This window comes from Pseudomonas sp. AU12215 (assembly GCF_001675465.2).
GTDB lineage: Bacteria > Pseudomonadota > Gammaproteobacteria > Pseudomonadales > Pseudomonadaceae > Pseudomonas > Pseudomonas nitroreducens.
Genome location: NZ_MACM02000191.1, coordinates 1 through 12,421 on the forward strand (window position 1 = coordinate 1; position 12,421 = coordinate 12,421).

The window sequence follows — 12,421 nt, forward strand, 5'->3', positions numbered from 1 at the left end:
AACCGCGCGACAAGGCCAAGGCCGAAGTCGGCGTSCTGAAGATGTGCGTGATCTTCGGCGCCGACAGCAACCTCGCCTGGGACGACAGGCTCTATCGCATCCGCGTCCTGCGCCCGCTGATGTGGCTGCTGGAGCGGACAATCTCGACGCCCGCCACCCATTCGGCCCACCACGGATTGAGTGCCGACGATGGCGTGACCTACTACAAGGGCAACTTCGGCAACCTGCTGTTCTTCTGGGACGTGCTCTTCGGTACGGCAAAGATCACCCGGCGCCGCCCACAGACCTACGGCATCGAGGACCTGGCGCCGGTCAGCTGGCAGGAGGAAGTGTTCTGGCCGCTGGTGCGCAACCGTGCGCCGGACACCGAGAAGGACGTGGCAGCGGAGGTGGCCCGATGAGCCCGAATATCGTGCTGGTCGCCGGCTCCAGCCAGTTGGACAGCCAGTCGGCGAAGGTCGCTCGCTACCTTGCCGGCCGTCTGGAAAGCCTGGCGCTGTGCGGCTGGGCGCAGGTCATCGACCTGGGCGCCACGCCACTGCCGCTGTGGCCGGCAGCGGATACGCAAGGCCATTGGCCGCAGCACCGCGAGCTGCTGCACGAGGCCGATGCGCTGGTGGTGATCGCTCCGGAATGGCACGGCATGGCCTGCCCGGCGCTGAAGAATTTCTTCGTCTATGCCGGGCTGCGCGAACTGGGGCACAAGCCGGCGCTACCGGTCGGGGTTTCCGCCGGCCAGGGCGGCGCCTATCCGCTGGCCGAGCTGCGCGCCTCCAGCTACAAGAACAGCCGCATCGCCTACCTGCCGGAACAGCTGGTGGTCCGACAGGTGGAAAGCGTGCTCAACGAAGGCCCGCCAAGCGATGAAAACGACCAGCGCCTGCGCGAACGCGCCGACTGGGCGCTGCACATGCTTTGCCAGTACGCAGGCGCGCTGCGCGAGGTCCGCCAGCGGATCGACCTGCACAATCCGGCCTACGCCAACGGTATGTGAGGCGCCCAGGAGGATGCGTAGGAAGGCGCTTCAGGGTATCTTCTGCGCCTTCCTACAAAAACTTCGACAGGACTCGTCTCCCGATGCTTCGCACCGCCCTGCTCTGTGCCACCGCGCTGTGCTCCAGCCTGACCTTCGCCAAGGTCGAGGTGAAGCAGGTGCAGCATTCCAAGGTCGGCGAAGTACTGGCGGTACGGATCAGCGAGGACATCGCTCCGGGCGACTACGAACGTCTGTTCAAGGGGCTGCTGGCCAACCCCGGCAAGTTCGCCCGCAAGGTGGCCCTGCTGGACAGCATCGGTGGCAGCGCCGCCGAGTCGATCAAGATGGGCCGCCTGCTGCGTGAATCCGGCTTCGAGACCCTGGTGCCGACCAACAGCGTCTGCCAGGGCTCCTGCGTCTACCTGCTGGCCGCCGGCAAGCACCGTACCGTGCGCGGCTACGTGGGCCTGCATCGCCCCTACTACCCGGCCGGCGATTCGTCCCAGGCCGCGGGCAGCTACAACGCCCGCACCTATTTCCGCGACATGGATATTCCCCTGGAGCTGGCCGACGCCATGCAGAGCATCGACCCGCAACGCATGCGCGTGCTGACCGCGCAGGAATTGCAGCGCTACCGCCTGGGCGCCACGCCCAGCCAGATCAGCGCCCGCTGACGTTCAACGGCCACTGATCCGCGTCGAGGTAACCCAGCAAGCGCGGCGTCTGGTCCTTCTCGCTGAGCACGAAGAGCGTCGAGGCATAGTCCGGGGTCGCCGGGTCGTCCACGCTGACCGAGTGTTCCAGGTCTTCGATGCATTCGCTGTGGGTCACCAGGATCAGGTTGCGGTGCGCCACCTTGTGCTGCAGCGCCTGGTCCAGCATCGTTCCTTCGCACTTGTACAACCAGTTCTGCTCCACCGGCTGCCGGCCGAACATCGAGGAGGCAGTCTGGACGGCGCGCAACTGGTCGCTGCTGAGAATGTCGGCATTGGCCAGGCCGAGCGCGGCGAAATCCTGCCCGATCTCGTGGGCACTCTGCCCGCCCCTGACGGTGATGCCGCTGACGTCGGCCATGCACGGTGCGCTGGAGCGGTCGCAGCGTTCGGCATGGCGCACCAGCACGATCAGGTCGCCGTTCTGCCAATGCTCGCGCAATTCGGCCTGGCGCTGGGCGTCACCCACCAGCGGCGTAGGACGCGAGAAGTCCAGCGGCAGGAAGCCACTGAGCAGGGCAATCACCGGGAGCATTGCCAGTAATGCCAGCCAACCGCGGGACATTGATCTGAAGACTTTCGGGATGGGCATGATTGAGGCCGCGCTGCTGGAAAGAGGTCCGCATCCGTTCCCTCTTCGACGAGGGAGGCCCGACCCATCCCTGGGGTATCCATCGCACTGCGGGTTGTCAGATGGCGGGCGATCAAACCCTATCCCCGGATTCGTGAAGAACCCGTTATGAATTGCTGAAGAAACCGTCTCTGTCGGAAACGACCGTCTGTCGCCCCGCCGCCATCGAGGGGTCAACCAGCGCAATCGGCCGCTTTTCGGTCATCGCGATGTGGTAGAACAAGGCACAGTGCCATCAGAGAGCCGCCGCCATGCCGTACGACGCCTCCCCGGAGAATCCCGTCTACCAGACCCTCCTCGAATCCACCCGCGCCATCCCGTGGAAGATCGACTGGAAATCCATGACCTTCGCCTACATCGGCCCGCAGATCGAAGAATTGCTGGGCTGGAGCCAGGCCAGTTGGGTCAGCGCCAACGACTGGGCAGAGCGCATGCACCCCGAAGACCGCGAGCGGGTGGTGAATTTCTGCATTTCGCAGTCCCGCGAGGGCACCGATCACGAGGCGGATTACCGCGCGCTGACCATCCAGGGTGATTACGTGTGGATTCGCGATGTGGTGCACGTGGTGCGCGACGACGACGGCGAGGTGGATTCGCTGGTCGGCTTCATGTTCGACATCAGCGAGCGCAAGCGCGCCGAAGAACAGCTGATCATGCTGCAGCGCCAGCTCGAGGAGTACTCGTACAAGGACGGCCTGACCGGTGTGGCCAACCGGCGCATGTTCGATTCGGTGCTGGACACCGAGTGGGGCAGCGCCCAGCGCAGCGGCCAGCCGATCTCCCTGGTACTGCTGGATATCGACTACTTCAAGCAGTTCAACGATCACTACGGGCATGTCCGCGGTGACGACTGCCTGCGCACGGTGGGCAAGGCACTGGCCGGTGCGCTGCATCGCCCGCGGGACTTCATCGCGCGCTTCGGCGGCGAGGAGTTCGTGCTGGTGCTGCCGGAGACCGACAGCGAGGCCGCGCGGCAGGTTGCCGAGCGCTGCCGCAGCGTGCTGCGCGAACAACAGATCAGTCACGAGAAGTCGAATGTGTCCTCGCTGCTGACCATCAGCCTGGGCGTCGGCACCGCCGTGCCCTCCTCCAGCGACCGCCCGCTGGACTTCGTCGCGGCGGTGGACCGGTTGCTCTACCAGGCCAAGCAGGCCGGGCGCGACCGGCTGGTGGCGGCCCAGTGGAAGCGCGGCGACGACCTGCGGCGCGACGCGGTGCAGGCGCGTTGATAGGGAAGGCTGCGACGTCCTGACTCGACCCACTGAGCGGGCGCCGTTGCGCTTCTCGTGCCAAATCCCCTCGTGAACGGACGTCAGAGCAATGTTTGTCATTAGCCGAGGCGCCTCGTGCGCAACCGGATAAGCTGACCTGTAGAAAAAATATCAAAGTGATATCACCCCTGATACACTCGCGCCCTTTTTCATTAAGGAGACTTGCGGTGGCAGGGACGACGCGGAACCTATCCTTGGACTCTTTCCGAGGAGCCTTCGCTTTAGTGGTTGCAGTTGGGCATTTCTATTTCTGGAGCGGAATAAAGGACGTTGTTCCTTCTTCGTTTATTCTGGCCGTAGACTTCTTCTTCATCCTCAGTGGCTTCGTTCTCACCAAATCGATACTGGCCGATAGGCGCGACGGTACCGACTGGTTCGTCAGGTTCACCGAAAAGAGAATCTATCGACTCTTCCCGACTTTTCTGTTTGCTGTCGCTGTTCAATTCGTGATTTTGAAGTTCACGAAAAACCTGCCTTTGCCGAGCGGTCTGGACCTATTCAAGATCGTCACGCTTACTCAACTCTTCCCCTTTGGCGGTGGCGGCAACTACAGGTTTGAACCCATTGGGGTGGGCTGGAGCATTTCCGCTGAATTCTGGCTGGGCATGATTTTCTTTTCTCTCATTCATGCGCTGAAGGAGAAGCATGCGGGCGTTCTGCTGGCCTGTCTGGTATTGGTAGCGCTCTGGCTGGCAGTGCTGATCAGCAGGACATCTCCGCTGCACATGAATGTGCACTACCACTTATGGAACAATGGTGTTCCGTTTGGATTCATCCGCTGCTTAATTGGCTTCTGTCTCGGCGCCGCCGTCGCCATCCACGTGCGCTCGAAGCACCTATCCGAATGGGGTGAATCGCTCATCCAGATCGCCGCCATCGGCGCTGGCGTGTATCTATTTGCCAAGACCAGTTGGGTGAACCGTGATGCTTACATTGCCCCGTTCCTCTTCACCGCTCTTATCTACTCTCTCTCAAGCCAAGCGGGCATCGTGTATCACCTGACGAATAATCGGCTGGGTGATTTCCTAGGCCGTATTTCCTATTCGGTCTATCTGATTCACCCGATCTTTGTGTCCTTCTTCAAGGAGCACATGGACATGAGCGATTGGTCCGCCGCACCGTCGTACCTAATGATGGTTATCGGTGCTGCGTATCTGGTTCATCTGTTCATCGAGCAGCCCGCCATCGACTATGTGAACAGAAAGCAAAAAGCATCGCGCGCCCCGCTCGCCACAGCGTGATGTGCACCACGACGCCCTACCGATCATGAAGAGGCCCGCCCATTGGCGGGCTTTTTCACCGAGCTCGTCTGAAGGTTCAAGGGGCCGGTATGACGACCTGACTCGACAATCAGGGCGGGCACTGGCGCCAGAGCTGTCTAAGCTCTATAGCCACACGCGCGTGCCGGCGGCAGCGCGGTGGCCTCACAAGGGCCGCCGACCGTTGCGCCAACCCCTTGGAACACCTGGCCCGGAGCCGGCATTGCGTAGAGCCGACCCCGTAACCAGGACCCCTGACCATGCACGATATCGACCCCGTCGAAACCCAGGAATGGCTGGACGCGCTGGAATCCGTACTGGAAAAAGAAGGCGAAGAGCGCGCCCACTACCTGATGACTCGCCTCGGCGAGCTGGCCAGCCGCACCGGCACGCAACTGCCCTACGCCATCACCACGCCCTATCGCAACAGCATTCCGGTCGGCCATGAAGCACGCATGCCCGGCGACCTGTTCATGGAGCGGCGCATCCGCTCGCTGGTGCGCTGGAACGCGCTGGCAATGGTCATGCGCGCCAACCACAAGGACCCGTCACTGGGCGGGCACATCTCCACCTTCGCTTCCTCGGCGACCCTCTACGACATCGGCTTCAACTACTTCTTCAACGGCCCTACCGAGGAACACGCCGGCGACCTGATCTACTTCCAGGGTCACGCCTCCCCAGGCGTCTACGCCCGCGCCTACATCGAGGGGCTGCTCAGCGACGAGCAGCTGGAGAACTTCCGCCAGGAGGTGGATGGCAAGGGAGTCTCCTCCTACCCGCACCCCCGGCTGATGCCGCACTTCTGGCAGTTCCCSACSGTKTCCATGGGCCTGGGSCCGATCCAGGCGATCTACCAGGCGCGCTTCATGAAGTACCTGGARAGCCGCGGCTTCATYCCCGCCGGSAAGCAGAAGGTCTGGTGCTTCCTCGGCGACGGCGAGACCGACGAACCCGAATCCCTCGGTGCGATCTCCCTGGCCGGGCGCGAGAAGCTSGACAACCTGATCTTCGTSRTSAACTGCAACCTGCAGCGCCTSGACGGCCCGGTKCGCGGCAACGGCAAGATCATCCAGGAGCTGGAAGGCGTGTTCCGCGGCGCCAACTGGAACGTGATCAAGGTGATCTGGGGGCGCCTGTGGGACCCGCTGTTCGCCAAGGACACCGCCGGCCTGCTGCAGGCGCGGATGGACGAAGCGGTGGACGGCGACTACCAGAACTACAAGGCCAAGGACGGCGCCTACGTCCGCGAGCACTTCTTCGGCAAACGGCCCGAGTTGCTGGAGATGGTCAAGGACCTCTCCGACGARGAGRTCTGGAARCTCAACCGTGGCGGCCACGAYCCSTACAAGGTCTATGCGGCCTACCACCAGGCGGTSAACCACAAGGGCCAGCCCAGCGTGGTCCTGGCCAAGACCATCAAGGGCTATGGCACCGGCACCGGGGAGGCGAAGAACATCGCCCACAACATCCACGAAATCGACGTGGACAGCCTGCGCGCCTTCCGCGACCGTTTCGACATCCCGATCAAGGATGCCGACCTGCCCAGGCTGCCCTTCTATCGCCCCGACGAGGGCAGCGCCGAGGCGCGCTACCTGAAGGAACGCCGGGCCGCCCTGGGCGGCTTCATGCCCCATCGCCATGGCAACAGCCAGGCCATCCCGGCACCGCCGCTGGAAACGCTCAAGGCGCTGCTGGACGGTTCGGGCGACCGTGAAATCTCCACCACCATGGCCTTCGTGCGGATCATCTCGCAGTTGGTCAAGGACAAGGAGCTGGGCCAGCGCATCGTGCCGATCATCCCGGACGAAGCCCGCACCTTCGGCATGGAGGGCATGTTCCGCCAGCTCGGCATCTACTCCTCGGTGGGCCAGCTCTACGAGCCGGTCGACAAGGAGCAGTTGATGTTCTATCGCGAGGACAAGAAGGGCCAGATCCTCGAGGAAGGCATCACCGAGGCCGGCGCCATGTCGTCGTTCATCGCCGCCGGCACCGCCTACAGCAACTACCGCCAGCCGATGCTGCCGTTCTACATCTTCTACTCGATGTTCGGCTTCCAGCGTATCGGCGACCTCGCCTGGGCGGCCGGCGACAGCCTGACCCGCGGCTTCCTCCTCGGCGGCACCGCCGGGCGCACCACGCTCAACGGCGAAGGCCTGCAGCACGAGGACGGCCACAGCCACGTGCTTGCCTCGGTCATCCCCAACTGCCGCACCTACGACCCGACCTACTCCTACGAGCTGGCGGTGATCATCAGGGAGGGCGTCCGGCAGATGATGGAGGAGCAGCAGGACGTCTTCTACTACATCACCGTGATGAACGAGAACTACCCGCACCCGCCCCTGCCCAAGGGCACCGAGGAAGGGATCATCAAGGGCATGTACCTGCTCGACGAGGACAAGCGCGGCGCCGCGCACCACGTCCAGCTGCTCGGCTCGGGAACCATCCTGCGCGAGGTGGAAGCGGCCGCGAAAATCCTCCGCGAGGACTTCGGCATCGGCGCGGACATCTGGTCCGTGCCCAGCTTCAACGAGCTGCGCCGCGACGGCCTGGCCGTGGAACGCTGGAATCGCCTGCATCCGGGGCAGAAGCCGCGTGCGAGTTATGTCGAGCACTGCCTCGGCGGCCGGCGCGGGCCGGTGATCGCGTCCACCGACTACATGAAGGTCTACGCCGAACAGATTCGCCAGTGGGTGCCGACCAAGGAATTCAAGGTGCTGGGCACCGACGGCTTCGGCCGCAGCGACACCCGCGCGAGGCTCCGTCACTTCTTCGAGGTGGACCGCCACTGGGTGGTGCTCGCCGCGCTGGAGGCGCTGGCCGATCGCGGCGACATCGAGCCGAAAGTGGTGGCGGAAGCCATCGCCAAGTTCGGCCTCGACCCGGAAAAACCCAACCCGCTGGACTGCTAGAACCTGTTCAAGGTCTTGCCGAACGCAGCTCAGGCAAGGCGAGAGCAGGCGAGAAAGCGCAGTTTACGAGCGGTAAATGAGCATTTCGAGCCTGCTCTCAACGCCGCATGAGCAAGTGCAGGCAGACATTGAGCAGGTTCTGAGGAGAGGCACCGTGAGCGAGACCATCCGCGTACCCGACATCGGCAACGGCGAAGGCGAAGTCATCGAACTGCTGGTCAAGGTCGGCGATCGCATCGAGGCCGACCAGAGCCTGCTGACCCTGGAATCCGACAAGGCCAGCATGGAAATTCCTGCGCCGAAAGCCGGCGTGGTGAAGGCGATCAAGGTGAAGATCGGCGACACCCTCAAGGAAGGCGACGAGATCCTCGAACTGGAAGCCGAAAACAGCGCCACCGAGGCCAAGGCCGAAGAGCCCGCCAAACCGGCAGCCGAACAACCCAGGCCCGCCGCCGCACCGGCCCCGCAATCCGCGCCTGCGGGAGGCGGTGGCGTGGAAACCATCAAGGTTCCGGACATCGGCAACGGCCAGGGCGAGATCATCGAACTGATGGTCAAGGTGGGTGACTCCATCGAGGCCGACCAGAGCCTGCTGACGCTGGAATCCGACAAGGCCAGCATGGAAATCCCCGCGCCCAGGGCCGGGGTGGTGAAAGCCATCAAGGTGAAGATCGGCGATACGCTCAAGGAAGGCGATGAGATCCTTGAACTGGAAGTTGCCGCTAGCGCCGCGCCGACTGCTGCGCAGGACACCGCGCAACCCGCTCCGGAGCCCAGCGCAAGAACCGAGCAGACCAAGGCACCGGAAGCCGCGCCCGTCGGTGCGCCCAGCCGCGACGACACCAAGGTCCACGCCGGGCCGGCGGTGCGCATGCTCGCCCGCGAATTCGGCGTCGACCTGGCGCAGGTTACCGGCACCGGGCCCAAGGGCCGCATCCTCAAGGAGGACGTGCAGTTGTTCGTGAAGGAGCAACTGCAACGGAGCAAGTCCGGCGCGGCGGCAGGAGCCGCTGGCGGCGCAGGGATTCCGCCGATTCCGGAAATCGACTTCAGCAAGTTCGGCGAARTSGAAGAAGTGGCSATGACCCGCCTGATGCAGGTCGGCGCCRSCAACCTGCACCGCAGCTGGCTGAACGTGCCCCACGTGACCCAGTTCGAGTCCGCCGACATCACCGAGGCGGAAGCCTTCCGCCTCGCGCAGAAGGCGGCGGCGGAAAAGGCCGGGACCAAGCTGACCATCCTGCCGATCCTGCTCAAGGCCTGCGCCCACCTGCTGCGAGAGCTGCCGGACTTCAACAGCTCGCTGGCGCCCAGCGGCAAGGCGCTGATCCGCAAGCATTACGTGCACATCGGCTTCGCCGTGGACACGCCGGATGGCCTGCTGGTGCCGGTGATCCGCGACGTGGACAAGAAAGGGCTGCTGCAGCTTGCCCTGGAGGCCGCCGAACTGGCGGAGAAGGCGCGGACCAAGAAGCTCTCCACCGACGCGATGCAGGGCGCCTGCTTCACCATCTCCAGCCTGGGACATATTGGCGGCACCGGCTTCACGCCCATCGTCAATGCGCCAGAAGTGGCGATCCTCGGCGTGAGCAAGGCGACCATGCAGCCGCTGTGGGACGGCAAGGCCTTCCAACCGCGGCTGATGCTGCCGTTGTCGCTGTCCTATGACCACCGGGTGATCAACGGTGCGGCGGCGGCGCGGTTCACTCGGCGGCTCGGCGAAGTGTTGGGGGATATTCGCAGTCTTTTGCTCTAAGGCCCCATGGCAGCGGGCTCCGACTGCGATGAGCCTCGCACCCGGGCGCTTCCCCTCACCCCGGCCCTCTCCCTGAGGGCCAGGGTGAGGGGAAGCAGTGGCTCGAATGTCCGGGAGCGCAGGAAGCGTTATCCGCCATCACGGCGGATAGCCCGCAGCGGTTCGCGAACCTGTTCACTCCGACAAGTTCGTAGCAGGTTCCATTGGCAGGAGCGAGTCTGCTCGCGAACCCGTTGCCTCACCCTACATACGATTCAGCGGAATCCGCAGATACCGCACGCCGTTGCCCTCGGCTTCCGGCAGAACCCCGCCACGCATGTTCACCTGGATCGACGGCCAGATCAGTGCCGGGGCGTTGAGCGTCGCATCGCGTTCGTTGCGCATCGCGACGAAGGCGTCCTCGCCCACCCCGTCATGCACATGGACGTTGGCCTCGCGCTCGCGCGCTACCGTGGTCTCGTGCTGGTGCTCCTCGCGCCCCTCCGTCAGGTAGTCGTGGCAGAGGAACAGCCGGGTCGAATCGGGCAGCGCGAACAGCCGCTGGATCGAACGGTACAACTGCCGCGCGTCGCCGCCGGGGAAATCGCAGCGGGCGGTGCCGTAGTCGGGCATGAAAAGCGTGTCGCCGACGAAGGCAGCGTCAGCGATGAGATAGGTCATGCAGGCCGGCGTATGGCCCGGCGTGTGCAGTGCCTGGGCCTGCAATTCGCCGATGCTGAAACGCTCGCCGTCCTCGAACAGGTGGTCGAACTGGCTGCCGTCGCAGGGAAAATCCTCGCCCAGGTTGAGCAGTCCTGCGAAGGTGCGCTGTACCTGGGCGATGCTGGCGCCGATGGCGAGCCGACCGCCGAGCTCGGCCTTGAGCCAGGCTGCGGCGGACAGGTGATCGGCATGCAGGTGGGTCTCCAGCAACCACTGCACCGTCAGCGCCTGTTCGCGCACATGGTCGAGGATGCGCCGGGCGCCGGCGTTGCTCACGCGGCCCGAGGCGGCATCGTAGTCCAGTACCGGATCGATGATGGCGCAGTACCCGGTGCTGTGATCCGCCACCACGTAGCTGTAGGTGGAGGTGGCCGGGTCGAAGAAATGCTGGATCGTGGCGCTCATGCGGGCTTCCCCAGGTTCTCGCGATGCCATTCGCAGGCGGCGTGGAGCGCCATCCCCACCAGCATGGCGAGGCAGAACAATGCGCCCTGCCAGTAGCCGGCGGAGAAGGTCACCAGTGCCGGTCCCGGACAGATGCCGGCAATGCCCCAGCCAACGCCAAACAGCAGGCTGCCGCCGATCAGCCGGCTGTCCAGGTCGCGGCGCTGCGGCAGTTGCATCAGGCCACCCAGCAACGAACGATCGTGCCGCCGCGCCCACGTGAAGAACGGTAGTCCAACAGCGATGGCAGCCAGCATCACCAGCGCCAGCGAGGGGTCCCAGCGCCCAGCGAGATCGAGGAAGCCCAGCACCTTGGCCGGGTTGGCCATGCCTGCCAGCAACAGGCCGATGCCGAACAGCAGGCCGAGCAGCAAGGCGACGATCCTGTTCATGCTCCAATCCCCAGCCAGTGACGCAGAACGAACACGGTGGCAAAGCCGGTACCCATGAAGCACAACGTCGCCACCAGCGAGCGGCCAGACATCCGTGATAGCCCGCAGACACCATGCCCACTGGTACAGCCGGAGCCGAAACGACTGCCAACGCCGACCAGCAGGCCCGCCACCGCCAGCGTCATCCAGCCTGCCTCGAAACGAATCTCCGGCAATGGCAGCAACGCAGCCCACAACAGCGGCGCGGCCAGTATTCCGAGCAGGAAGAACAGCCCTTCTCCGCGCCAGCCGGCGCTTTTGAACAATCCGCCGAGCAGCCCGCTGATGCCGGCGACGCGACCATCGAGGACGGCGTAGAGCCCGGCCGACAGACCGATCAGCGCTCCACCGGCCAGGGCGCTCCAGGGGGTGAAATGAGTCCAGTCGATCATCTTGGTTGCTCCGCGCAGAACAGCCGGTACAGCGTTTCGATCACCGCCAGCGCCTGGTGGCTCGCAATGCGGTAATAGACCTGCTTGCCCTCGCGGCGGGTCTCCACCAGCTCTTCGCGGCGCAGCACCGCCAGTTGCTGGGACAGGGTCGGCTGGGAGATGCCCGTACGGGTTTCCAGCTCACCGACGTTCAGTTCACCCTCGGCCAGTTGGCAGAGCAGAATCAGGCGGTCGGTATTGGCCAGCGCCTTGAGCAACTGGCAGGCGGTTTCGGCGGACTGATGCAGACGCAGCGCGTCGGCGGGGTCGAGCGCAGGAGTGGTCATGGGTACGATCTACAAATAAACAATCTATGTTTTTATAGATTGTTTTTCACCTCCTGGCCAGTCCCCGATCTCTTCTTCAGATCAGCGGCTTCTCGTACCGCCAGGCATCGGCGCCGTCTTCGTAGAAACCCGCGGTCCGGCCAAACCGACGATAGTCGTGCCGCTCATAGAGACCGATGGCGATGCCATTATCGACGCGCACCTCGAGCCGCAGCGCCTTGCAGCCGCGCCCCGTGGCACTGCGCTCCACCTGCTCCAGCAGGCCACTGCCCAGCCCCCGACCACGCGCCAGGGGCGAGATCGCCAGCGAATACAACCGCGCCACCGTGGCGCCCCGGCGAAACAGCAGCAAGGCGTAGCCAAGCAGCTCGCCCCCCTCCTGCGCCACGAGGAGTTCAGCGCTCGGCGCGGCGATCAGATGACGGAAGCTGCGCGCGCTCAGGCGGTCCTCGTCGAAAGTGCCTTCCTCCAACGCGAGAAGAGCCGGCAAATCGGCCTGCGTGGCAAGGCGATATAACAGTGACATGGGTTCTCCATAAAACTTTCGTAATGAACCGGGACATTTCAGAAAGTTACTGCTTAATAGACACACGGCAACTTCCAGACAGGTC

At 64.1% G+C, this 12,421-nt stretch carries 13 protein-coding genes; 7 read left to right on the top strand and 6 right to left on the bottom strand.

Annotated elements, in window-relative coordinates; all coding sequences use genetic code 11:
• The 3 genes from A9513_RS34110 to A9513_RS34120 all read left to right on the top strand — a co-directional run.
• Window positions 1–401 (top strand): sterol desaturase family protein (locus A9513_RS34110; protein WP_141678574.1); only part of this gene is annotated, 401 nt, incomplete at its 5' end.
• The gene (locus A9513_RS34115; RefSeq protein ID WP_065086638.1) at window positions 398–994 is read left to right on the top strand and encodes an NADPH-dependent FMN reductase; all 597 of its coding nucleotides are present in this window, start codon (window positions 398–400) and stop codon (window positions 992–994) included. The genes A9513_RS34110 and A9513_RS34115, both read left to right, overlap by 4 nt.
• Window positions 995–1,077: 83 nt before the next feature.
• Complete coding sequence (locus A9513_RS34120; protein WP_037013296.1) at window positions 1,078–1,650, top strand: periplasmic-like protein; 573 nt, start codon at window positions 1,078–1,080, stop codon at window positions 1,648–1,650.
• Here the strand turns inward: A9513_RS34120 and A9513_RS34125 are convergent.
• The gene (locus A9513_RS34125) at window positions 1,637–2,254 is read right to left on the bottom strand and encodes a histidine phosphatase family protein (RefSeq protein ID WP_065086639.1); all 618 of its coding nucleotides are present in this window, start codon (window positions 2,252–2,254) and stop codon (window positions 1,637–1,639) included. The genes A9513_RS34120 and A9513_RS34125 overlap by 14 nt on opposite strands.
• 317 nt (window positions 2,255–2,571) lie before the next feature.
• On the opposite strand from A9513_RS34125, the gene A9513_RS34130 reads away from it, so the two are divergent.
• The 4 genes from A9513_RS34130 to aceF all read left to right on the top strand — a co-directional run bounded on the left by A9513_RS34130 (window position 2,572) and on the right by aceF (window position 9,515).
• Window positions 2,572–3,549, top strand: a complete 978-nt coding sequence (locus A9513_RS34130; protein WP_065086640.1) for a sensor domain-containing diguanylate cyclase — start codon at window positions 2,572–2,574, stop codon at window positions 3,547–3,549.
• 236 nt (window positions 3,550–3,785) lie between these two features.
• Complete coding sequence (locus A9513_RS34135) at window positions 3,786–4,832, top strand: acyltransferase (RefSeq protein WP_169889009.1); 1,047 nt, start codon at window positions 3,786–3,788, stop codon at window positions 4,830–4,832.
• A gap of 278 nt (window positions 4,833–5,110) precedes the next feature.
• Window positions 5,111–7,759, top strand: coding sequence for a pyruvate dehydrogenase (acetyl-transferring), homodimeric type (gene aceE / locus A9513_RS34140; RefSeq protein WP_065086642.1), 2,649 nt, complete (start codon window positions 5,111–5,113; stop codon window positions 7,757–7,759).
• A gap of 154 nt (window positions 7,760–7,913) precedes the next feature.
• Window positions 7,914–9,515, top strand: coding sequence for a dihydrolipoyllysine-residue acetyltransferase (gene aceF, locus A9513_RS34145; protein ID WP_065086643.1), 1,602 nt, complete (start codon window positions 7,914–7,916; stop codon window positions 9,513–9,515).
• Window positions 9,516–9,758: 243 nt separating this feature from the next.
• On the opposite strand, the gene A9513_RS34150 is transcribed toward aceF, so the two are convergent.
• The 5 genes from A9513_RS34150 to A9513_RS34170 form a co-directional block, all read right to left on the bottom strand.
• Complete coding sequence (locus tag A9513_RS34150) at window positions 9,759–10,622, bottom strand: MBL fold metallo-hydrolase (RefSeq protein ID WP_024763529.1); 864 nt, start codon at window positions 10,620–10,622, stop codon at window positions 9,759–9,761.
• Window positions 10,619–11,053, bottom strand: a complete 435-nt coding sequence (locus A9513_RS34155) for a DUF6691 family protein (RefSeq protein ID WP_065086644.1) — start codon at window positions 11,051–11,053, stop codon at window positions 10,619–10,621. Before A9513_RS34155 ends, A9513_RS34150 begins: the two co-directional genes overlap by 4 nt.
• Window positions 11,050–11,484 (bottom strand): YeeE/YedE family protein, encoded by a 435-nt coding sequence (locus A9513_RS34160; protein WP_024763531.1) that lies wholly within the window; start codon window positions 11,482–11,484, stop codon window positions 11,050–11,052. The genes A9513_RS34155 and A9513_RS34160 overlap by 4 nt, the downstream gene beginning before the upstream one ends.
• A complete protein-coding gene (locus tag A9513_RS34165) occupies window positions 11,481–11,810 on the bottom strand; it encodes a helix-turn-helix transcriptional regulator (RefSeq protein WP_024763532.1) in 330 nt (109 codons plus the stop codon). Before A9513_RS34165 ends, A9513_RS34160 begins: the two co-directional genes overlap by 4 nt.
• 76 nt (window positions 11,811–11,886) lie before the next feature.
• A complete protein-coding gene (locus tag A9513_RS34170; RefSeq protein WP_065086645.1) occupies window positions 11,887–12,336 on the bottom strand; it encodes a GNAT family N-acetyltransferase in 450 nt (149 codons plus the stop codon).
• Window positions 12,337–12,421 lie beyond the last annotated feature (85 nt).